The 19,102-nt window shown below is 64.8% G+C and carries 17 protein-coding genes; 5 read left to right on the top strand and 12 right to left on the bottom strand.

Features of this window, described 5'->3' with window-relative positions; genetic code table 11:
- Positions 1 to 21: 21 nt before the first annotated feature.
- On the top strand, positions 22 to 2,880 hold the full coding sequence (locus ACM9HJ_RS07035; protein ID WP_416571000.1) for a [protein-PII] uridylyltransferase: 2,859 nt from the start codon (positions 22 to 24) through the stop codon (positions 2,878 to 2,880).
- 58 nt (positions 2,881 to 2,938) lie between these two features.
- Here ACM9HJ_RS07035 and trpS read toward each other — a convergent pair whose 3' ends face one another.
- The 4 genes from trpS to dnaK all read right to left on the bottom strand — a co-directional run bounded on the left by trpS (position 2,939) and on the right by dnaK (position 9,074).
- Complete coding sequence (gene trpS / locus ACM9HJ_RS07030) at positions 2,939 to 3,940, bottom strand: tryptophan--tRNA ligase (protein ID WP_416570999.1); 1,002 nt, start codon at positions 3,938 to 3,940, stop codon at positions 2,939 to 2,941.
- 75 nt (positions 3,941 to 4,015) lie between these two features.
- Positions 4,016 to 5,581, bottom strand: coding sequence for a murein biosynthesis integral membrane protein MurJ (gene murJ / locus ACM9HJ_RS07025; RefSeq protein ID WP_416570998.1), 1,566 nt, complete (start codon positions 5,579 to 5,581; stop codon positions 4,016 to 4,018).
- A 247-nt stretch (positions 5,582 to 5,828) separates the two neighbouring features.
- Positions 5,829 to 6,971, bottom strand: a complete 1,143-nt coding sequence (gene dnaJ / locus ACM9HJ_RS07020) for a molecular chaperone DnaJ (protein ID WP_416570997.1) — start codon at positions 6,969 to 6,971, stop codon at positions 5,829 to 5,831.
- Positions 6,972 to 7,151: 180 nt separating this feature from the next.
- The gene (gene dnaK / locus ACM9HJ_RS07015; protein ID WP_416570996.1) at positions 7,152 to 9,074 is read right to left on the bottom strand and encodes a molecular chaperone DnaK; all 1,923 of its coding nucleotides are present in this window, start codon (positions 9,072 to 9,074) and stop codon (positions 7,152 to 7,154) included.
- Positions 9,075 to 9,576: 502 nt separating this feature from the next.
- On the opposite strand from dnaK, the gene ACM9HJ_RS07010 reads away from it, so the two are divergent.
- Together ACM9HJ_RS07010 and ACM9HJ_RS07005 are read left to right on the top strand one after the other, a co-directional pair.
- Positions 9,577 to 9,837: a hypothetical protein gene (locus ACM9HJ_RS07010; protein WP_416570995.1), complete on the top strand. Its 261-nt coding sequence runs from the start codon at positions 9,577 to 9,579 to the stop codon at positions 9,835 to 9,837.
- 106 nt (positions 9,838 to 9,943) lie between these two features.
- Complete coding sequence (locus ACM9HJ_RS07005) at positions 9,944 to 10,732, top strand: arylamine N-acetyltransferase family protein (RefSeq protein ID WP_416570994.1); 789 nt, start codon at positions 9,944 to 9,946, stop codon at positions 10,730 to 10,732.
- A gap of 11 nt (positions 10,733 to 10,743) precedes the next feature.
- On the opposite strand, the gene ACM9HJ_RS07000 is transcribed toward ACM9HJ_RS07005, so the two are convergent.
- Together ACM9HJ_RS07000 and ACM9HJ_RS06995 are read right to left on the bottom strand one after the other, a co-directional pair.
- A complete protein-coding gene (locus ACM9HJ_RS07000) occupies positions 10,744 to 11,793 on the bottom strand; it encodes an EAL domain-containing protein (RefSeq protein ID WP_416570993.1) in 1,050 nt (349 codons plus the stop codon).
- A 254-nt stretch (positions 11,794 to 12,047) separates the two neighbouring features.
- Positions 12,048 to 13,265 carry an argininosuccinate synthase gene (locus ACM9HJ_RS06995; RefSeq protein WP_416570992.1) on the bottom strand — a complete coding sequence of 406 codons (1,218 nt, stop codon included), beginning with the start codon at positions 13,263 to 13,265 and terminating at the stop codon, positions 12,048 to 12,050.
- A gap of 161 nt (positions 13,266 to 13,426) precedes the next feature.
- On the opposite strand from ACM9HJ_RS06995, the gene ACM9HJ_RS06990 reads away from it, so the two are divergent.
- Positions 13,427 to 13,702 (top strand): hypothetical protein, encoded by a 276-nt coding sequence (locus tag ACM9HJ_RS06990; RefSeq protein ID WP_416570991.1) that lies wholly within the window; start codon positions 13,427 to 13,429, stop codon positions 13,700 to 13,702.
- Here the strand turns inward: ACM9HJ_RS06990 and ACM9HJ_RS06985 are convergent.
- The 4 genes from ACM9HJ_RS06985 to ACM9HJ_RS06970 form a co-directional block, all read right to left on the bottom strand.
- Positions 13,699 to 14,460: a glycerophosphodiester phosphodiesterase gene (locus tag ACM9HJ_RS06985; RefSeq protein ID WP_416570990.1), complete on the bottom strand. Its 762-nt coding sequence runs from the start codon at positions 14,458 to 14,460 to the stop codon at positions 13,699 to 13,701. The two genes, ACM9HJ_RS06990 and ACM9HJ_RS06985, sit on opposite strands and share 4 nt — an antisense overlap.
- Positions 14,461 to 14,462: 2 nt before the next feature.
- Positions 14,463 to 14,696, bottom strand: a complete 234-nt coding sequence (locus tag ACM9HJ_RS06980; protein ID WP_416570989.1) for a hypothetical protein — start codon at positions 14,694 to 14,696, stop codon at positions 14,463 to 14,465.
- 3 nt (positions 14,697 to 14,699) lie between these two features.
- The gene (locus ACM9HJ_RS06975) at positions 14,700 to 14,987 is read right to left on the bottom strand and encodes a hypothetical protein (RefSeq protein WP_416570988.1); all 288 of its coding nucleotides are present in this window, start codon (positions 14,985 to 14,987) and stop codon (positions 14,700 to 14,702) included.
- A gap of 308 nt (positions 14,988 to 15,295) precedes the next feature.
- Positions 15,296 to 16,579, bottom strand: a complete 1,284-nt coding sequence (locus tag ACM9HJ_RS06970) for a hypothetical protein (RefSeq protein WP_416570987.1) — start codon at positions 16,577 to 16,579, stop codon at positions 15,296 to 15,298.
- Between the two features lie 414 nt (positions 16,580 to 16,993).
- Here ACM9HJ_RS06970 and purB point away from each other — a divergent pair, with 414 nt between their 5' ends.
- Entirely contained in the window at positions 16,994 to 18,289 is a 1,296-nt protein-coding gene (purB, locus tag ACM9HJ_RS06965; protein ID WP_416570986.1) for an adenylosuccinate lyase, read from the top strand.
- 98 nt (positions 18,290 to 18,387) lie between these two features.
- Here purB and ACM9HJ_RS06960 read toward each other — a convergent pair whose 3' ends face one another.
- Positions 18,388 to 18,630, bottom strand: coding sequence for a hypothetical protein (locus tag ACM9HJ_RS06960; protein ID WP_416570985.1), 243 nt, complete (start codon positions 18,628 to 18,630; stop codon positions 18,388 to 18,390).
- 5 nt (positions 18,631 to 18,635) lie between these two features.
- On the bottom strand, positions 18,636 to 19,094 hold the full coding sequence (locus tag ACM9HJ_RS06955; RefSeq protein WP_416570984.1) for a Fur family transcriptional regulator: 459 nt from the start codon (positions 19,092 to 19,094) through the stop codon (positions 18,636 to 18,638).
- Positions 19,095 to 19,102 lie beyond the last annotated feature (8 nt).

Raw genomic sequence — 19,102 nt, 5'->3', positions numbered from 1 at the left:
GACAGTCCCGGAACCCGCGCGATGCCAGATACCATTCCCACCATCACCCCCAGCACCAGCCCAGCCGCCGACGGCAGCTCCCGCCGGTCCGAGGGCGGGCGGCAACCGCCGATCCCCAGCCGCAGCAGTATCACCAAGCGGCTGAACGCCCTGGTGGAGGCCCATGACGGCAGCATCGACAAGCTGCGCGGGCCCCTGCTGTCCTTGCTGAAGGAAGTCCTGGCCGAAGGCCGTGCCGCCATCCGCGCCCGGTTCGAGGCATCGCATCGCGGCGATGATTGCGTGCACCAGACGGCCAAGATGACCGACAGCATCGTCCAGGCGCTGGCCGATTTCACCCTGGACCATGTCTATCCCACGGCGGAACTGACCAAGGGCGAACGGCTGGCCGTGGCCGCCATCGGCGGTTATGGCCGCGCGGAAATGGCGCCGTCTTCCGACGTCGACCTGCTGTTCCTGCTGCCCTACAAGCGCACGCCGCGTGTGGAGCAGGTGGTGGAATACATGCTCTACCTGCTCTGGGACCTGGGCTGGAAGGTCGGGCATGCCGTGCGGTCGGTGGATGAATGTATCCGCCTGTCGCTGGAAGACATGACCATCCGCACCAGCCTGCTGGAAGCCCGCTTCCTGTGGGGTGAGAGGGTGCTGTTCGACGAGCTGCGCAAGCGCTTCGCCAAGGATGTGGTGGCGGCCGGCGGCAGCGTCACCGCCTTCATCGAAGCCAAGATGGGCGAGCGCAACGAGCGCCACCGCAAGATCGGCGACAGCCGATACATGCTGGAACCCAACATCAAGGAGGGCAAGGGCGGGCTTCGCGATCTGCAGACCCTGTTCTGGATCGCCAAATACGCCTATCAGGTGGACGAGGTGGAGGGGCTGGTGGCCAAGGGCGTGCTGACGCCGGAGGAGGCGCAGCGCTTCGCCAAGGCCGAGAGTTTCATGTGGGCCGCCCGCTGCCAGCTGCATTACCTGACCGGCCGCCAGGAAGACCGCCTGACCTTCGATGTGCAGATGGAGATGGCGCGCCGGCTTGGCTATACCGAGCATGCCGGCAAGAACGCCGTCGAGCGCTTCATGAAGCATTATTTCATGATCGCCAAGGATGTCGGCGACCTGACCCGCATCTTCTGTGCAGCACTTGAGCAGGAGAGCAAGCGGGCACCGCGCTTCGCCTTCCTGCGCCGCCGTTTCGCACGCGGGGCGGATTTCAACGGCTTCACCCTGGATGCCGGCCGCTTGAACGTGAAGTCGGAGCGGCATTTCAAGGATCAGCCCATCGACATGATCCGCCTGTTCCATGTGGCGCAGGAAAACGATCTGGACATCCATCCCAACGCCCTGCGCGCCATCACCCGCGCCCTGTCCAGCATCGGGCCGAAGCTGCGCGAGGATGCGGATGCCAACCGGCTATTCCTGGAGATCCTGTCGTCGCGCAAGGACCCGGAACTGGCGTTGCGCCGCATGAACGAGGCCGGGGTGCTGGGCCGGTTCGTGCCGGATTTCGGCCGCATCGTCGGCATGATGCAGTTCGACATGTATCATTACTTCACGGTGGACGAGCATACGCTGTTCGCCGTCGGCATCCTGCACCAGATCGAGAAGGGGGCCCTGACCGACGAGGTGCCGCTGGCATCGGAGGTCATCCACACCGTCAATTCCAGGCGCGCGCTCTATGTCGCCATGCTGGTGCATGACATCGCAAAGGGTCGTGGTGGCGATCATTCCATCCTGGGTGCCAAGGTCGCCGAGAAGCTGTGCCCCCGCCTGGGCATGAGCGAGGAAGAGACGGAAACCGTCGTCTGGCTGGTGCGCTGGCATCTGGCCATGTCCGACACCGCCCTGAAGCGCGACCTGGATGATGAGAATACCATCGCCAAGTTCGTCGACCTGGTGCAAAGCCCCGAACGCCTGAAGCTGCTGCTCTGCCTGACCGTGGCCGATATCCGCGCCGTGGGTCCCGGCCGCTGGAACGGATGGAAGGCCACCCTGCTGCGCCAGCTCTATCGCCGCAGCGAGGAGCGGATGTCCGGCGTGGTCGGCACCGAAGGCCGCGACAGTCGGGTGGCCGCCGCGCAAAGCCAGTTGCGCACGCAGCTGGCCGACTGGCCCGTGGCCGATATCGATGCGCATCTGGCGCGGGCCTATCCGGGTTACTGGCTGTCGCTGAACACGTCGACCCTGGCCCATCATGCCCGGCTGATCCGGGAGGCGGAACGCACCAAAGCGCCGCTGACGCTGGATACCCGCGTCGATCGCGGTCGGACCATCACGGAGGTCACGGTCTATACCGCCGACCATCCGGGCCTGTTCTCCCGTCTGGCCGGGGCGCTGGCCCTGGCCGGGGCGGACATCATGGATGCCCGCATCTTCACCATGACCAACGGCATGGCGCTGGACGTGTTCACGGTGCAGGCGGCCGGTGGTGGGTCCTTCGACAGCGGCGACAAGCTGGCGCGGCTGTCGGTGATGGTGGACAAGGTGCTGGCGGGGGAACTGCGCCTGGCCGACGAACTGGCCCGCAAGCGCCCGCCACAGACGGCCCGGTCCCGCGCCTTCAAGGTCGCACCACGCGTGCTGGTGGATAACACCGTCACCGGCAACCACACGGTGATCGAGGTCAATGGCCGCGACCGGCCGGGCCTGCTCTATCTGCTGACCCGCACGCTGACCCAGGCCAACCTGCAGATCGCGTCGGCGAAGATTTCCACCTACGGCAATGTCGCCATCGACGTGTTCTATGTGAAGGACGTGTTCGGCCTGAAGATCACGCACGAGCGCAAGCTGGCGGAAATCCGCGGGGCACTGTTGGCGGCCCTGGCCGAGCCGGAGGGTGAGCCGGAACCGGCCAAGGTGGCGAAGGTGAAGAAGAAGGCGGCGTGACGAAAACGGGATGGACGGTTGCCCGTCCATCCCGTGCCATTTCGCCGGAAAGCGGTGATCAGAACCGCACCAACCCCACCAGATCCTTGACCTCGTTCACCGTCCGCGCCGCGATCTCGCCAGCACGGTCGGCACCCTTCTTCAGCAACCGGTCCAGCTCCGCCTTATCACCCAACAGGCGGTTCATCTCGCCGGCGATGGGGGCCAGCTTGGCCACCGACAGGTCGGCCAGCGCCCCCTTGAAGGCGCTGAACTGCTGCCCGCCGAACTGGGCCAGCACGGCGGCGCGGTTGGTGTCGGACAGCGACGCGTAGATGGTGACCAGGTTGTTGGCCTCCGGACGCTTTTCCAGTTCTTCCACCGTCTCGGGCAGCGGCTCCGGATCGGTCTTGGCCTTGCGGATCTTCAGCGCGATCGTGTCGGCATCGTCGGTCAGGTTGATACGGCTATACTCGCTCTCATCCGACTTCGACATCTTCTTGGTGCCGTCGCGCAGGCTCATCACCCGCGTCGCCTCGCCCAGGATCTGCGGTTCCGGCAGGGGGAAGAAACCGTCGGCCTTGTAATAGCGGTTGAAGGCGCCGGCAATGTCGCGGGCCAGTTCCAGATGCTGCTTCTGATCCTCGCCCACCGGTACATGCGTGGCCTTGTAGAGCAGGATGTCGGCCGCCATCAGCACCGGATAGGCGTAGAGCCCCAGGACGGCATTGTCCTTCTGCTTGCCCGCCTTCTCCTTGAACTGGGTCATGCGGTTCAGCCAACCCAGCGGCGTGTGGCAGGCCAGGATCCAGTTCAGCTCGGCATGGCCGGAAACCGCCGACTGGTTGAACAGGATGTTCTTTTCCGGGTCGATGCCGGCGGCGATATAGGCCGCCGCGACCTCGCGGATGTTGGAGCGCAGGGTCTCCGGATCATGGTCGATGGTCATCGCGTGCAGATCGACGACGCAGAAAATCGCGTCCATCTCGTTCTGCAACTTCACCCAGTTCTTCAATGCGCCGAGATAATTGCCGAGGTGGAGCTGGCGGGTCGGCTGCATGCCGGAAAAGATAAGGCTCATGTTATGGGTCTCGATCGGTCGCTTGTGGAAGGCGAAATGCCGGGCTGCCTGTATGGCGCGCCGGCCGATCCAAGGTCAAGCTGGCGGCGTGCCCTTGCCCCGGCGCAGCAGCCCCTTGATCTCCGCAAGGCGCGTGGCCTTAAACAGGAAGCACAGCGCGAAATAGGTGATGGAGGCGCCGATGATGACAGCGGCCAGGGCCGCGATCCGCTCCGGCGCCGTCCCGGCGAACAGAAAGCGCGCCAGCAATTCCGTCAGCCCGATGCCGGCCCCGGCCAGACCAACCGCCGCCAGCGCCATGCGCCACAGCCGGCTTTTCAACCGCGCATCGGGTGACAACAGCTCCCGCCGGCGCAGGCCGATGGCCAGCAGCACCACGTTCAGCCAGGCCGTCAGACCCGGCGCCAGGGCCAACCCGACATGGCCCAGCGGGTCGATCAGGGCCAGCGACACCAGGACATTGCCGATCAGCACCACGATGGCGATGCGCACCGGCCCTTTCGTGTCCTGCTTGGCGAAATAAGCCGAGGACAGGATCTTGGCCACGATGAAGGCGGGAATGCCGATGGCGAAGGCCTGCAGCGCCGCCGCCGTCGCCGTCGCATCGGCCGCCGTGAAGGCCCCGCCCTTGAACAGGACATGGACGAGCGGTGCCGGAATGGCCAGCAAGGCCGCCGTGGCCGGCAGGCCGAACAGGGCGGCGAATTCCAGCCCGCGGGAAATGCTGGCCTTCACCCCGTCATGGTCACCGGCCGCCATCTGCCGGGACAGCAGTGGCAAAAGCGCCGTGCCCACCGCCACCCCGATCACCGACATGGGCAGCTGGTTCAACCGGTCGGCATATTGCAGATGGGAGACCGCCCCCGTGGGCAACCAGGAGGCGAGGTTGGTGCCGACCAGCAGGTTGAACTGATAGACCCCGGCCCCCAGGATGCCCGGCGCCAGCAGCGCGAACAGCTTCTTCACGCGTGGCGTCAGGCGGGGGCGACGCAACGACAGGCCCATGCCCGCCCGCTTGGCCGCCACGATCATCCACAGCATCTGCGCCAGCCCGGCGATGGGCACGCCATAGGCCAGCATCCAATGCGCCCCGATGCCCAGCGGCCCCGACAGCAGCAGCCCGGTGATCTGCACGATATTCAGCAGGATGGGGGCTGCCGCAAACGGTCCGAACCGGCCCACGGCATTGAGGATAGAGCCAAACAGGGCGGTGATGGAAATCAGCGCCAGATAGGGGAAGGTGATGTGGGAAAGGGTAATGGCCAGCTTGAACTGCGCCGGATCGTCGTGAAATCCGGTGGCCAGTATCGCCACCACCCAGGGCATTGCCAGAGCCATGATGATTGAGAAAACCATCAAGATGGCGACCATGAAGGACAAGGCCTCCTCCGCCAGCCCGATGGCGCCCTCCTTGCCGTCCTTCTGCAAGGTACCGCTGAACAGGGGCAGGAAAGCCGCCGTGAAGGCGCCTTCGGCGAACAGCGAACGGAACAGGTTGGGCAGGCGGAAGGCCACGAAGAACGCATCCGCCTCCATGCCGGCGCCCAGGAACCGGGCCTGCAGCATGTCGCGCACGAAACCCAGCACGCGGCTGACCATGGTGATGCCGCCGACGGTGGCGATGGCGCGGGCGAAGCTCATAGGGGATGGGTCCGGGATAGGGGCGCCACGTTACCGTCAGCGATACGAGGTGTCTTTAATAGCAGCAGCGCGCCCGAATTAAGGCAAAACCACCTTCCGCCACCGCTTGGGCACCTTCGTGCCGCTCCCTTCAACCGTCACCCCGGCGAAAGCCGGGGCCCAGATCACAAGCTCAGGTCTCTACGAACTGGGCCCCGGCTTTCGCCGGGGTAACGGTTGGTGATCGGGAAAGAGGAAGCTCCCAACCTCAATCCTTCAAATCCGCGAAGAACTCCTTCACCTTGGCGAAGAAGCCTTCCGACTCGGGGTTATGGCCGTTCTCGGCCGCTTCCTTCTCGAACTCGCGCAGCAGTTCCTGCTGCTTCTTGGTCAGGTTGACCGGGGTTTCGACCATGACATTGATATAGAGATCGCCACGCGCCGGGCTGCGCAGCACGCTCATGCCCTTGCCCTTCAGGCGGAACTGGTGGCCCGTCTGGGTGCCGGCCGGCACGTTGACCTTGGCGCGGCTGCCATCGATGGTCGGCACCTCGATAGAACCACCCAGCGTCGCCGTAGTCATGGGAATGGGCACACGGCAATGCAGGTTGGCACCGTCACGCTGGAAGAAGCGGTGGGCGCCAATGGACAGGAAGATATAGAGATCGCCCGGCGTGCCGCCGCGCAATCCCGCCTCCCCCTCTCCGGCCAGGCGGATGCGGGTGCCATCCTCCACGCCGGGCGGGATGGAGACAGCCAAGGTCTTCTCCTTGCGCACCCTTCCCTGGCCGTTGCAATGGCGGCACGGGTCCTTGATGACGCGGCCGGCACCGTTACAGGTGGGGCAGGACCGTTCGATGGTGAAGAAGCCCTGCTGGGCCCGCACCTTGCCCGCACCGTTGCAGGTGGTGCAGGTGGTGGGGCTGCTGCCGCTTTCCGCACCCGACCCGCCGCAGGGATCGCACATGACGCTGGTGGGCACGCGCACCTGGGTGGCGGAGCCCTTGAAGGCGTCCTCCAGGCTGATTTCCAGGTTGTAGCGCAGGTCCGCGCCGCGGTTGTTGGTCTGCCCGCCGCGACCGCCACGGCCCATGAACTCCCCGAACATCTCGTCGAAGATGTCGGCGAAGCCGCCGCCGAAATCGAAGCCGGCGGCACCGCCCCCCGCACCGGGAGCCCGCCCGCCCTCGAAGGCGGCATGGCCGAACCGGTCATAGGCGGCGCGCTTCTGCTCGTCCTTCAGGCAGTCATAGGCCTCGTTGATTTCCTTGAATTTCTGCTCGGCCGTCTTGTCACCCTGGTTGCGATCCGGGTGATACTGCATGGCCAGCTTGCGATAGGCCTTTTTCAGGTCGTCGGCGCTGGCATTCTTCTGCGCGCCGAGAACTTCGTAATAGTCACGTTTCGACATCGCGGCCTCTGTCCCTTCGCATCCAGTCCGGTCGCCCAATTTCGGCGCGACCCCCGGACCTGAAGCCAATCGTCACAATTCCATGGCCGGTCCCGTCATGCAACAGGCCCGCCCGGGGAAACCGGACGGGCCCGCGCCTTGAAAGACCAGCTTTCCGCTCCCTTCAGGGGAGCGGGCTGCTCAGTTCTTCTTGCGGTCGTCGACTTCCTCGAAGTCGGCGTCCACAACCTTCTCACCGCCCGGCGCGTCATCATCGGCGGTCCCGGCCGAAGCCTGGGTCCCATCGGCGCCGCCTTCCTGGCCGGCCTTGTACAGGGCCTCACCGACCTTCATGCTGGCCTGGGCCAGCGCGTCGGTCTTGGCCTTGATGGCGGCCGGGTCCTCGCCACCCATGGCGGCCTTCAGGTCGGCGATGGCGGCTTCCACGGCGGACTTGTCGGCCGGGGACACCTTGTCCTCGTTTTCCTTCAAGGTGCGCTCGGTGGAATGGATCAGGCCGTCGGCATGGTTCTTGGCCTCGACCAGTTCCTTGCGCTTCTTGTCGTCGGCTGCATGCTCCTCGGCATCCTTGACCATCTTCTGGATGTCGGCGTCCGACAGGCCGCCCGACGCCTGGATGCGGATCACCTGCTCCTTGCCGGTGGCCTTGTCCTTGGCGCCGACATTGACGATGCCGTTGGCGTCGATGTCGAAGGTCACCTCGATCTGCGGCACGCCGCGCGGGGCGGACGGGATGCCCATCAGGTCGAACTGGCCCAGCATCTTGTTGTCCTGGGCCATCTCGCGCTCACCCTGGAACACGCGGATGGTCACGGCCGACTGGTTGTCCTCGGCCGTGGAGAAGACCTGGGACTTCTTGGTCGGGATCGTGGTGTTGCGGTCGATCAGGCGGGTGAACACGCCACCCAGCGTCTCGATGCCCAGCGACAACGGCGTGACGTCCAGCAGCAGCACGTCCTTGACGTCGCCCTTCAGGACGCCGCCCTGGATCGCCGCACCGATGGCCACCACCTCGTCGGGGTTCACGCCACGGTTCGGCTCCTTGCCGAAGATCTGCTTCACGGTCTCGATGATCTTGGGCATGCGGGTCATGCCGCCGACCAGGATCACCTCATCCACCTCGGAAGCCTTCAGGCCGGCATCCTTCAGCGCGCTCTGGCAGGGGCCGACGGTGCGGCGCACCAGGTCTTCCACCAGGGCTTCCAGCTTGGCGCGGGTCAGCTTGATGTTCAGGTGCTTCGGACCCGACGCATCGGCCGTGATGAAGGGCAGGTTCACCTCGGTCTGGACGGAGCTGGACAGCTCGATCTTGGCCTTCTCGGCGGCTTCCTTCAGGCGCTGCAGGGCCAGACGGTCCTTGCGCAGGTCGATGCCCTGCTCCTTCTGGAACTCCTCGGCCAGGTAATCGATGATCTTGCCGTCGAAATCCTCACCACCCAGGAACGTGTCGCCGTTGGTGGACTTCACCTCGAACACGCCGTCGCCGATTTCCAGGATCGAGACGTCGAAGGTGCCGCCGCCAAGGTCGTACACGGCGATGGTGCCGGTGCCCTTCTTCTCCATGCCATAGGCAAGGGCGGCGGCCGTCGGCTCGTTGATGATGCGCAGCACTTCCAGGCCGGCGATCTTGCCGGCATCCTTGGTGGCCTGACGCTGGCTGTCGTTGAAGTAAGCTGGGACGGTGATGACGGCCTGCGTCACCTTCTCGCCCAGATAGGCCTCGGCCGTTTCCTTCATCTTCTGCAGGATGAAGGCGCTGACCTGGCTGGGGCTGTACTTCTCGGCATGCGCCTCGACCCAGGCGTCGCCATTGCCGCCCGACACGATCTTGTAGGGGACCAGGGCGGCGTCCTTCTTGGTCACCGGATCATCGAAGCGGCGGCCGATCAGGCGCTTGATGGCGAACAGCGTGTTGTCCGGGTTCGTGACGGCTTGGCGCTTCGCGGGCTGTCCCGTCAGCCGTTCACCCGACTGGGCGAAGGCGACCATGGACGGCGTGGTGCGCGCGCCTTCGGCATTCTCGATGACCTTGGCCTGCCCGCCTTCCATCACGGCAACGCACGAATTGGTGGTGCCCAGATCGATACCGATAACCTTGCTCATGACGACCTCTCTTGTTCGGCAGACCGCGCGCGGCCCTAAGCACCGCGATATGGGTCCCCAATGTTGATCCCCGGGGCGGCTCACCACCCCGGCGCACAGCAGATATAGGCAGGCTGGATTGACTGCGCAACTGTCCAGCCAGAGTCACCGCTTCGGCAAAATCGGCAAGGCTGCCTTGCCACCCGCTTTCCCGAACCGGACCGGCACGCAATGGCAAAGGTACCGTACGTGCAGACAGGGCTGGAGATTCATCCGGCGTAAACATGTTTATATGACGTTTAAGTAAACCGCACAGCGTTTAGGTTGTACAGGAACAACTACAACCATGTTTGCTTTCGCTCGAAGTGCACTTTCCAATTTATACTTATTAACAATAAAAATTAATATGTTTATGTCTATATTTCCCCATAAAAAGCCGTTAGCATCGTTTTCATAAGGCAGGGGGCGGCTTCTCAGAAAGCCGGCAGCCGTCGACACGGGGGTGCGACCGATGGACTGTACGATGAATAATCTCGATATGATCGGGGATGAACCGGCGCCGGAGGTGGCGATGGCCATCAAGCGCTGCCTGGAAAGCCTGGTGAAGGACGCGCGCCGCAGCCAGATGGGCGATCTGGCCGAATTTCTGGCGCTGGCCGTGCTGGCCGCCGATGATGCGGCCCGGGCCGGGCGCAAGCGTGGCGCGATGTCAGTACGGGAACCGGCGACGGTGAACACCAGCACCAACGATCTGGCCTTGCGCAAGGTCGTGGGTTCCTGCTGAACCGTTCCTTTTACTCTCTCATGTCATGGTGACGCTTTGCGGCTGGCGGGGCCGGCCGGGCTTGGTTAAGGGATGAGATATCCCGTCCAGCCCAGGGCCTGTCGCCATGTCCTTCGATCTTGCAGCATATCTTGCCCGTATCGGCCATGACGGCCCCGTGGCCCCCGATCTGGCCACGCTGCGCGCCATCCATATCGCCCATGTCGGCGCCATCCCGTTTGAAAACATGGATATCCAGATGGGCCTGCCTGTCCGGCTGGAGATGGAGCATCTGACTGCCAAGCTGGTCGGGTCGCGGCGCGGCGGCTATTGCTTTGAACAGAACAGCCTGCTGCAGGCGGCACTGACGGCGATCGGCTTCGATGTCCACCGTCGTGTGGCACGGGTGCGCATGGGCGGCGATCCAGGCGGGCGCAGCCATCTGATGCTGCTGATCGCCATCGATGGCCAGACCTATATGGCCGATGTCGGCTTCGGCGGCTCCTGCCTGGTCGAACCGCTGCCACTGGTGGCCGGGGAGTATGACAGTGCCGGCGACCGCTGGCGGTTGAGCCTTTCCGACTGGTCGCCGGGCTGGGAACTGGCGGTCTGGCGCGATGGTGGCTGGTTCGGGCTCTATTGGCTCGGGGCGGAGGAGGTCGTGGAATGGGATCTGGTATTTGGCAACCATTTCACCTCCACCCATCCCGCCTCACGCTTCGTGCAGAACCGGGTGGCGGCGCGCAGCACCCTGACGGAGCGGCACACGCTGCTGAACGACCAGTATCGCCGCCGCCTGAACGGCGAACTGGTGGAAGAAATACAGATCACCGATGAGGGGATGTTGCGGCGGGTGCTGGTCGAGCGGTTCGGGATCGAACTGCCGGAAGGGGCCATGCTGAAGCCCGCAGGCTGACGATGCCGGTATCAGCCCGGTACCGGTTCCGGGCGCCCCAGCAGGAAGCCCTGCATCAGGTCGATGCCAGCAGCGACCAGCCAGTCCCGTTCCGCCTCGGTCTCCACCCCTTCCCCGATCACCACCGCCCCACCATCACGGGCGATGCCGATCAGATGGCGGACAATGCTCTGCTTGTAGGCATCACCATCGATGCCGCGGATCAGCGCCATATCGATCTTCATGAAATCCGGATGCAGCGCCTGAAGAAGATTGAGGCCGGAGAAGCCGGCGCCGATATCGTCCAGCGCCACCCTGAAACCCGCCGCCCGGTAATAATCCAGGATCGAGCGCAGATGCCCATGGTCATGGACCTTGGTCGTCTCCGTCACCTCGAACACGATATCGGCCGGTGACAGCCCCAGATGCCGCACCAGTTCCTGGGTGCTTTGCAGGCAGTAGCTGGGGTCGTAGATGGCGGCGGGATTGAAATTGACGAACAGCCGCGCGCCGTCGCGTGGGCGCCGCGCCATGGTGGCGATGGCCGAACGCCGGGCCTTCTGGTCCAGCGCGAACAGCATCCCCGCCTCTTCGGCCACGCTGAACAGCGGACCGGGGCTGAGCATGGCGCCCGCCTCCGTCCGGCCGCGCAGCAGCGCCTCATACCCGAAGACGGAACCATCGGCATGGAAGATGGGCTGCAGGACGGAGAAATAGCGCTCCTCCTCCAGCAACTGCACCAGCCAGCTTCCATGGATGCCGGCGATCAGCTGGCGAAGGGGAATCGCGGCCAGCAGGTCGGTCGTTTCAGGGTGACGGCCAGCCGGCAGCAGCAGGCTTCGCCCATGCAACTGTTCCTCCCGCGACAGCACCTCCGAGGCACCCAGCATCATCCGCGCCAGCTCCGTCTGCGACAGCCGCAGATGCAGGCAGAGCGGATCATCCATCGGCTCCATCGCCACATCCTGGGCGCGGGCAAGCGCCAGCAGCTTGTCCCGCGTATGGCGGGTGGGCAGGCGCACCATCAGGATATTGTCGGGATGCCCCAGGGATGGCAGCGCTTCGCACTCGGAACACATCATCGCCGTGAAAGACCTTATGCGGATCGGATGGAAGGGGCCAAAGGCCCTGATCCGGCGTATTCTAGCTTCGGTCCAGCACGGGTGAAGGTATTTCCCTATAGGCTTTCAGTCAGGGGGATCGGTGCAATGGGTTATACCAGATACCGGTGAGCTGCACTCACCGGTATCTGGTTCGGCGGCGACTGCCGCCGCGCCGCACGTGCGGCGTAAGCCCGAGCCAACGGATGTTGGCGCCGGCGCCTGAGGTGCTGAAATTAAAGCCCCTTGGCGATGCTGTTCAGGCGTAGGCGGAGCGCGTTCAGCTTGATGAAGCCTTCGGCGTCCTTCTGGTTATAGACGCTGTCGGCCTCGAACGTCACATAGTCCAGGCGATACAGGCTGTTGGGGCTCTTGCGGCCGACGACGCGGGCGGCACCCTTGAACAGCTTCAGCCGAACCACGCCATTGACGCGCTCCTGCGTCTTGTCGATCAGGGCCTGCAGGGCCTCGCGCTCGGCGGAGAACCAGAAGCCGTTATAGATCAGCTTGGCATAGCGCGGCATCAGCTCGTCCTTGAGGTGCAGCGCCTCGCGGTCCAGCGTGATGCTCTCGATGCCGCGATGGGCGACGGACAGCAGCGTGCCGCCCGGCGTCTCGTACACGCCACGGCTCTTCATGCCGACGAAGCGGTTTTCCACCAGGTCCAGGCGGCCGATGCCATGCTTGCCGGCCAGGCGGTTCAGCTCGGTCAGCAGGGCGGCGGGCGTCAGCTTGACGCCGTTCACGGCGACGGCGTCGCCCTTCTCATACTCGATCTCGACATATTCGGCCTCGTCCGGCGCCTTTTCCGGAGCGACGGTGCGGGTGTACATGTCCTCGTCGGCCTCCACCCACGGATCCTCCAGGGCCTTGCCCTCGTAGGAGATGTGCAGGAGGTTGGCGTCGGTCGAATAGGGGGCCTCGCCGCGCTTGTCCTTGGCGATGGGGATCTGGTGCTTCTCGGCGAATTCCAGCAGCTGGGTGCGGCTGTTCAGGTCCCATTCGCGCCACGGCGCGATCACCGTCACGTCGGGCTTCAGGGCGTAATAGCCCAGCTCGAAGCGGACCTGGTCGTTGCCCTTGCCGGTGGCGCCATGGGAGACGGCGTCGGCGCCCACCTGCTTGGCGATCTCGATCTGGCGCTTGGCGATCAGCGGCCGGGCGATGGAGGTGCCCAGCAGATACGTGCCCTCATACAGGGTGTTGGCACGGAACATCGGGAACACGAAGTCGCGCACGAACTCTTCACGCAGATCGTCGATGAAGATGTTCTCCGGCTTCACGCCCAGCAGCTCGGCCTTCTTGCGGGCGGGCTCCAGTTCCTCACCCTGGCCGAGATCGGCGGTGAAGGTCACGACCTCGCAGGCATAGGTTTCCTGCAGCCATTTCAGGATCACCGAGGTGTCGAGGCCGCCTGAATAGGCCAGCACGACTTTCTTCACGCCGCTCTTCATGGGTAATATCCGTTGCGGTAACAGGTTGAACCGGGCACGGAAGTTATCGGGGGCGGCCCGCCCTGTCCAGACCCGGTGGCCCGCATCCGCATGGGGGCTGGGCGGCGATGCATGCGGCCCCCATATGGGATGGGACCAATGGCAAGGGATGGAAAGAAGAGATGAGCCGCGGTGGCCTGTTGATGTTCGCCTGCCTGCTGGCGCTGCTGCTGGCCGCCGCCGTCGGTGGAGTCATGGCCTGGAACGCGGTGGGCGGCGGCGGGCCGGAACAGCAAATCAGCCTGCATGGCTTCATCGCCCTGGGCCTGGGCGTGCTGGGCTGTCTGGCGGTCGGCGGCGGGTTGATGGCGCTGGTGTTCTTTTCCCACCGCAGCGGACATGACCGGGCCGTGCATGAGGAAACCAGCCGCCAGATGCCCCCGGACGAACTGGGTTAAACCCATAACCCCCGGCGCATCATCACGTCGCGTAGCAGGGTGGGCCGGTCGGTGATGATCCCGTCCACCCCCATGTCCAACAGCCTCTCCATCTCCCGTTCCTCATCGATGGTCCAGACATGGACGGGCAGGTCGCGGGCATGGGCGGCGCGCAGCAGACCGGGCGTGACCACCGTCAGGCCCTTGTGCCGCACGGGCACCTGCAGGCAATGCGGGCCGGACGGACCCGGCATGGGCAGGCCATGGCCCGCCGCCCAGACCCGTGCCACATCCCAGGGCCCGGCCGACGAACAGAGATCGCGGCCCATCGCCCGGCGCAGCCGGCCCAGCCGCGCCCCGGAAAAGGAGCCCACGCAGACCCGGTCCAGGGCCCCGTGCCGGCGCAGCGCATCGGGAAGGATCGCGGCGGCCGCATCGGATTTGGGATCGATGTTGAAGCGCAGGTCCGGCCAAGTCTCCAGCACCTCGTCCAGCAGCGGGATCGGTTCCCGCCCGCCGACGCGGGCCCGCGACACCACCGACCAGGGCAGTTCACCCACCCGGCCCTGCCCGTCTGTCAGATTGTCCAGTATCGGATCATGGAAGACGACCAGATGGCCATCCGCCGTCGCCTGCACATCCGTCTCGATATAGCGGTAGCCCAGGCCGGCGGCATGGGCGAAGGCCGCCATGCTGTTCTCCGGCACTTCCAGTCCACCGCCGCGATGGGCGAAGGGGATGGGGCCGGGATGGTCGAGATAGGGATGGCGTGTCCGCACCCTTAAGGATTCCGGTCCATCCGGGGCCAGCGCGTCAGCGCCAGGATCCATAGCCCAATGGTCAGCATGGGGAAGAACACAAAGACAGTGACGGCCCAGAGAGGGTTACGCCCGGTCTTGCCCAGCGCGATGCCGGCCATGCACACCGTCCAGGTAATGGTCAGCACCACCACCAGGATCGACGCCCAGCCGGGCAGGAAGGACAGCATGTCCACCAGATCGCCATAACGCGGCATGGATCAGCCCTCCCCCGTTGCGGCTTGTTCCCTGGCCCGCTGGCGCTTCAGCCGCTCACGCGGGTGCAGCTTTTCCGGCAAGGGCGGCAGGTTGGGCCAGGTCTTGAAGGCCAGGAAACTGGCGAAAATCGCCCAGCCGAACAAAGGCAGCGCCAGCCAGCCCATCAGGGAGACCGGCAGACCCGCCCGTTGCAGCAGCATCCGCGCCGGCCAGATGGCCGCCAGGGTCAAGAACACATGCACCAGAAGGGCAAGCTGCCAGCCGCCCATCCCCGTCTCCGCCGCTTGCATCCGCGCGATCCGTGATCCGAAACCGATATGGGGGGACATAGCATGAAATGCTGGCCTGGCAATATGGGATGGCGGAAACAAAAAACCCGGTTTCCGCTCGTCTTAGACGGAAACCGGGCCAGGGCCGCGACCGACCGGCGCGGCGAGGGGTTATGAAGACCTTAGAGCGGTTTCCGGTCAGTCGGAAACCGCTCCGGCGGCGACTGCCGCCGCGCCGCACGTGCGGCGTGAAGCCAAGTCGCGGATGCGGCGCCGGCACTTGAGGAACGCGAAGACTCTAAGCATGTTTGCGGGGACCGCAAACATGCTTAGAACCGGACGCGCGCACCCGAGATCACACCCAGCACATCCTTGAAGTTGGCCGCGGGCGTGTCGTAGCTGTGGTTGCGCAGGCTCAGATAGAAGTCGGCGGAGAACGCGTCGACCGTCTGCACATAGCCCACGGACCAGGCCTTGCTGTCGGCACCGGCGGCGAAGAAATCCTCCTGGGTGTAGTAATCCACCACGAAGGCGCTGTTGCCCAGGCTGGTCAGCTTGTTGATATAGCCCAGCTTGCCGTACCAGAAATCGCTGTTGCGGGCGCCCAGGTCGCGCGTACCGGCGGCGGCCGTGACGTTGAAGCCCGAGGCCAGCTTGATCGAGATCGAGCCGTTGGTCTGGGTATCGAAGCCGGTACGGCTGTCATTGTCGGCATAGGCGATGGCGCCCGCGATCTCCGTATCGCCGATCTTGCCCGTATAGCGGCCGGCGAAGTCGGTGGCGCCGCCTTCGATGAAGCTGGTCGACAGGGTGAAGCCACCGCCGAAGGTCGGCGTGTCATAGCGCACGCGATCCTCGCGGTGCATGCCGTCGAAATTGTTGAAGGCGGCATTGATGTTCGGGCCGGCGGCGCGGGTCGCCTTGTTGCGGAAATTGACACCGCCGAACAGCGAGCCGACATCGGTATGGCTGATCAGGGTGGCCGTGCCGGACAGATCGACTTCCGACGTCACGTTGGTCGCCGTGTCGCCCTGGCCCACCCAGATGCGGCCGAAGGTCTTGTGCTGAACCCAGAACTCCACCTTGCGCTCGTTGACGGTGAAGGCGCCGCTGTCGGTGCCGAAGCCCGTGGCGCGGGAAGAGCCGGACTGCGTCTCGAATTCGATATCCGTGCCCGCCGTCCAATTATCATCCAGCTTGGCCGCACCGGCGATGCGGAGACGGGAGGAGGACTGGGCGTTATCGACATGCATGCTGTCGCTGTCGAACCCATCATCGGCGAATTCGAAGGCGCGGCCGATCTGGCCGGACAGGGTCACCTTGATCTTGCCGGTGCCGGACTGGACCACCTGGGGCGCCTTGAAGACGTCGGCGGCGACCAGCGGTGCATCCGTCTTGTTGGGGGCGCCGGCGGCGGCACCCGCGACGGGAGCCGGGGCGGCGGCCGGCGCCTTTTCCAGCTTCTCGATACGGGCCATCAGGGCCTGGACCTGGGCGCGCAGGGCTTCGACCTCGCTGGCCGGGGCCTGCTGGGCCATGGAAGGCGCGGCGGTGACGGTCAGCAGGGCGGCACCCGCCAGCAGGGCAGCGGTGATCCGGGGCGAAACTTTCATCGGCAAATCCTCCCATGGGCGGCCCCGTGTGGGGGCACTCGTTTGTTACATTAGGATGTCATCTACATGACAGACCACAGCCAAGGCGAGGGAAGGTATCGGGAACTTCACCACCCGTGCTGAATCCGCAACAGTGTCATCAATGATATGTGGCGCGAATGATTGGGCCGATGATGGGATCGGCATGTCCAATACTGGCCGGCACATCAGAACAGAGGCAGATTGATGGTTAATGTCATTGAACCGTAACCCCGACCTTTGGCTTGGGCGGCGCTGCATGACGGAAATGTGACATCTTCGCCACAGGCGTTGGGCATGGCACCCCGTCCGGGCCGACACTGGTCAGCCAGGGGTGCTTGCCCTTATGGTCCGCCCCGCCTTTCCCGCCACACTCCAGCGCCAGGGCCGACAACCATGATCCCCCGCTACTCCCGCCCCGAAATGACCCGCATCTGGGACCCGGAGAACCGGTTCCGCATCTGGTTCGAGATCGAAGCCCATGCCTGCGACGCGCAGGCCGAGCTGGGCGTGATCCCCAAGGAAGCCGCCAAGGCCGTGTGGGAGCGCGGGGCCTGGGAAATCGACCGCATCGACGAGATCGAGCGCGAGACCAAGCATGACGTCATCGCGTTTCTGACCAACCTGGCCGAATATGTCGGGCCGGAAGCACGCTTCGTCCATCAGGGCATGACCAGCTCCGACGTGCTGGACACCTGTCTGGCGGTGCAGCTGACCCAGGCCGCCGACCTGCTGCTGGCCGATCTGGACAAACTGCTGGATGCCCTGAAGCGCCGGTCGCTTGAGCATAAGTACACACCGACCATCGGCCGCAGCCATGGCATCCATGCCGAGCCGACGACCTTCGGCGTGAAGCTGGCCGGCCACTACGCCGCCTTTGCCCGCAACCGCAAGCGCCTGGAAGCGGCCCGTGCGGAGATCGCCACCTGCGCCATCTCCGGTGCCGTCGGCACCTTCGCCAATATCGACCCGTTTGTTGAGGAATATGTCGCCGGCAAGCTGGGCCTGGCGGTGGAGCCGCATTCCACCCAGGTGATCCCGCGCGACCGCCACGCCATGTTCTTCGCCACGCTGGGCGTCATCGCCGCCAGCCTGGACAATCTGGCCACGGAAGTCCGCCACCTGCAGCGCAGTGAAGTGCGCGAGGCGGAGGAATATTTCTCGCCCGGCCAGAAGGGCAGCAGCGCCATGCCGCATAAGCGCAACCCGGTGCTGTCGGAGAACCTGTCGGGCCTGAGCCGCATCGTGCGCGGCTATGTCACCCCGGCGCTGGAGAATGTCACCCTCTGGCATGAGCGCGACATCTCGCATTCGTCGGTGGAGCGCATGATCGGCCCCGACGCCACCGTGACCTTGGATTTCGCCCTGGCACGCGCCACCGGCCTGGTGGAAAAGCTGGTCGTGTATCCCGAGAACCTGCAGAAGAACCTGGACATGCTGGGCGGGCTGCACAATTCGCAGCGCGTGCTGCTGGCCCTGACCCAGGCGGGGATGAGCCGCGAGGACGCCTATCGCGCCGTGCAGCGCAACGCCATGCCGGTCTGGCTGGAAGGCAAGGATTTCCGCACCATGCTGAAGTCCGACGCCGACGTGATGCAGCACCTGACGGCGGACGCCATCGACGACGCCTTCGACCTTGGCTACCACACCAAGCATGCCGACACGATCTTCCGCCGCGTCTTCGGCGAGTGATGCCAAGCCTGCGGATGCGGGCGCCCGGCACTTGAGGAAAAACAAAAGGCCCGGACGGTGATGCCGTCCGGGCCTTTTTCATGTCCGCCTGCGAAGCATCAATGGCGGAGTGCGGTCGACACCCAGGAGCCGACGATGTCGGCGGCCGATGGCGTTCCCGTTTCCGGATGGTGCCACTGGTAAACGGCCAATGCTGCCTCCAGGCAATGCGGTTCGGGAATCCCGCGCGACTGCATCTCCCGATAGGCGCGCGTGACCGCGGAGCGGCAGCAATCCCCCGTCCCCGCCGATGGATGATCGGCACAGGGACGTTCCAGATACTTGTCGAGATCGCGGCCCATGCGCATCAGACCTTGGAGCCGTGGCCACCCGGCACATAGGTCCGCTCCACCACCGGGCGATCCTTGCGCACGCCATAGAGTTCCAGCCGATGGCCGATCAGGCGATAGCCCAATTCGTCGGCGATCTTTTCCTTGATCTTCTCCAGCTCCTCGCTGGAGAACTCCACCACGTCGCCCGTCTGCACATCGATCAGATGGTGGTGATGCTCCTCGCGCGCCTCTTCATACCGGGCACGGCCGTCGCCGAAATCCAGGCGTTCGATGACGTTGGCTTCCTCGAACAGGCGCATGGTGCGATAGACGGTGGCGATGGAGATATGCGGATCGATCTCCACCGCGCGCCGATAAACCTGCTCCACATCCGGGTGATCTTGGCTGTCCGACAGCACGCGGCTGATCACGCGGCGCTGTTCGGTCATCTTCAGGCCCTTCTGGACGCAAAGCTGTTCGAGGCGGGATGGCATGTCCGTCG

It is taken from the genome of Niveispirillum sp. KHB5.9, assembly GCF_048066115.1.
Lineage (GTDB): Bacteria > Pseudomonadota > Alphaproteobacteria > Azospirillales > Azospirillaceae > Niveispirillum.
The sequence above is the reverse complement of the archived record's forward strand: the minus strand, read 5'-3'. Positions and strand labels throughout refer to the sequence as shown.

Coding starts and splice junctions, on each gene's coding strand:
- ACM9HJ_RS07035 (WP_416571000.1), top strand. CDS start 22: ATGCCAGATACCATTCCCACCATCACCCCCAGCACCAGCCCAGCCGCC.
- trpS (WP_416570999.1), bottom strand. CDS start 3,940: ATGAGCCTTATCTTTTCCGGCATGCAGCCGACCCGCCAGCTCCACCTC.
- murJ (WP_416570998.1), bottom strand. CDS start 5,581: ATGAGCTTCGCCCGCGCCATCGCCACCGTCGGCGGCATCACCATGGTC.
- dnaJ (WP_416570997.1), bottom strand. CDS start 6,971: ATGTCGAAACGTGACTATTACGAAGTTCTCGGCGCGCAGAAGAATGCC.
- dnaK (WP_416570996.1), bottom strand. CDS start 9,074: ATGAGCAAGGTTATCGGTATCGATCTGGGCACCACCAATTCGTGCGTT.
- ACM9HJ_RS07010 (WP_416570995.1), top strand. CDS start 9,577: ATGAATAATCTCGATATGATCGGGGATGAACCGGCGCCGGAGGTGGCG.
- ACM9HJ_RS07005 (WP_416570994.1), top strand. CDS start 9,944: ATGTCCTTCGATCTTGCAGCATATCTTGCCCGTATCGGCCATGACGGC.
- ACM9HJ_RS07000 (WP_416570993.1), bottom strand. CDS start 11,793: ATGATGTGTTCCGAGTGCGAAGCGCTGCCATCCCTGGGGCATCCCGAC.
- ACM9HJ_RS06995 (WP_416570992.1), bottom strand. CDS start 13,265: ATGAAGAGCGGCGTGAAGAAAGTCGTGCTGGCCTATTCAGGCGGCCTC.
- ACM9HJ_RS06990 (WP_416570991.1), top strand. CDS start 13,427: ATGAGCCGCGGTGGCCTGTTGATGTTCGCCTGCCTGCTGGCGCTGCTG.
- ACM9HJ_RS06980 (WP_416570989.1), bottom strand. CDS start 14,696: ATGCCGCGTTATGGCGATCTGGTGGACATGCTGTCCTTCCTGCCCGGC.
- ACM9HJ_RS06975 (WP_416570988.1), bottom strand. CDS start 14,987: ATGCAAGCGGCGGAGACGGGGATGGGCGGCTGGCAGCTTGCCCTTCTG.
- ACM9HJ_RS06970 (WP_416570987.1), bottom strand. CDS start 16,579: ATGAAAGTTTCGCCCCGGATCACCGCTGCCCTGCTGGCGGGTGCCGCC.
- purB (WP_416570986.1), top strand. CDS start 16,994: ATGATCCCCCGCTACTCCCGCCCCGAAATGACCCGCATCTGGGACCCG.
- ACM9HJ_RS06960 (WP_416570985.1), bottom strand. CDS start 18,630: ATGGGCCGCGATCTCGACAAGTATCTGGAACGTCCCTGTGCCGATCAT.
- ACM9HJ_RS06955 (WP_416570984.1), bottom strand. CDS start 19,094: ATGCCATCCCGCCTCGAACAGCTTTGCGTCCAGAAGGGCCTGAAGATG.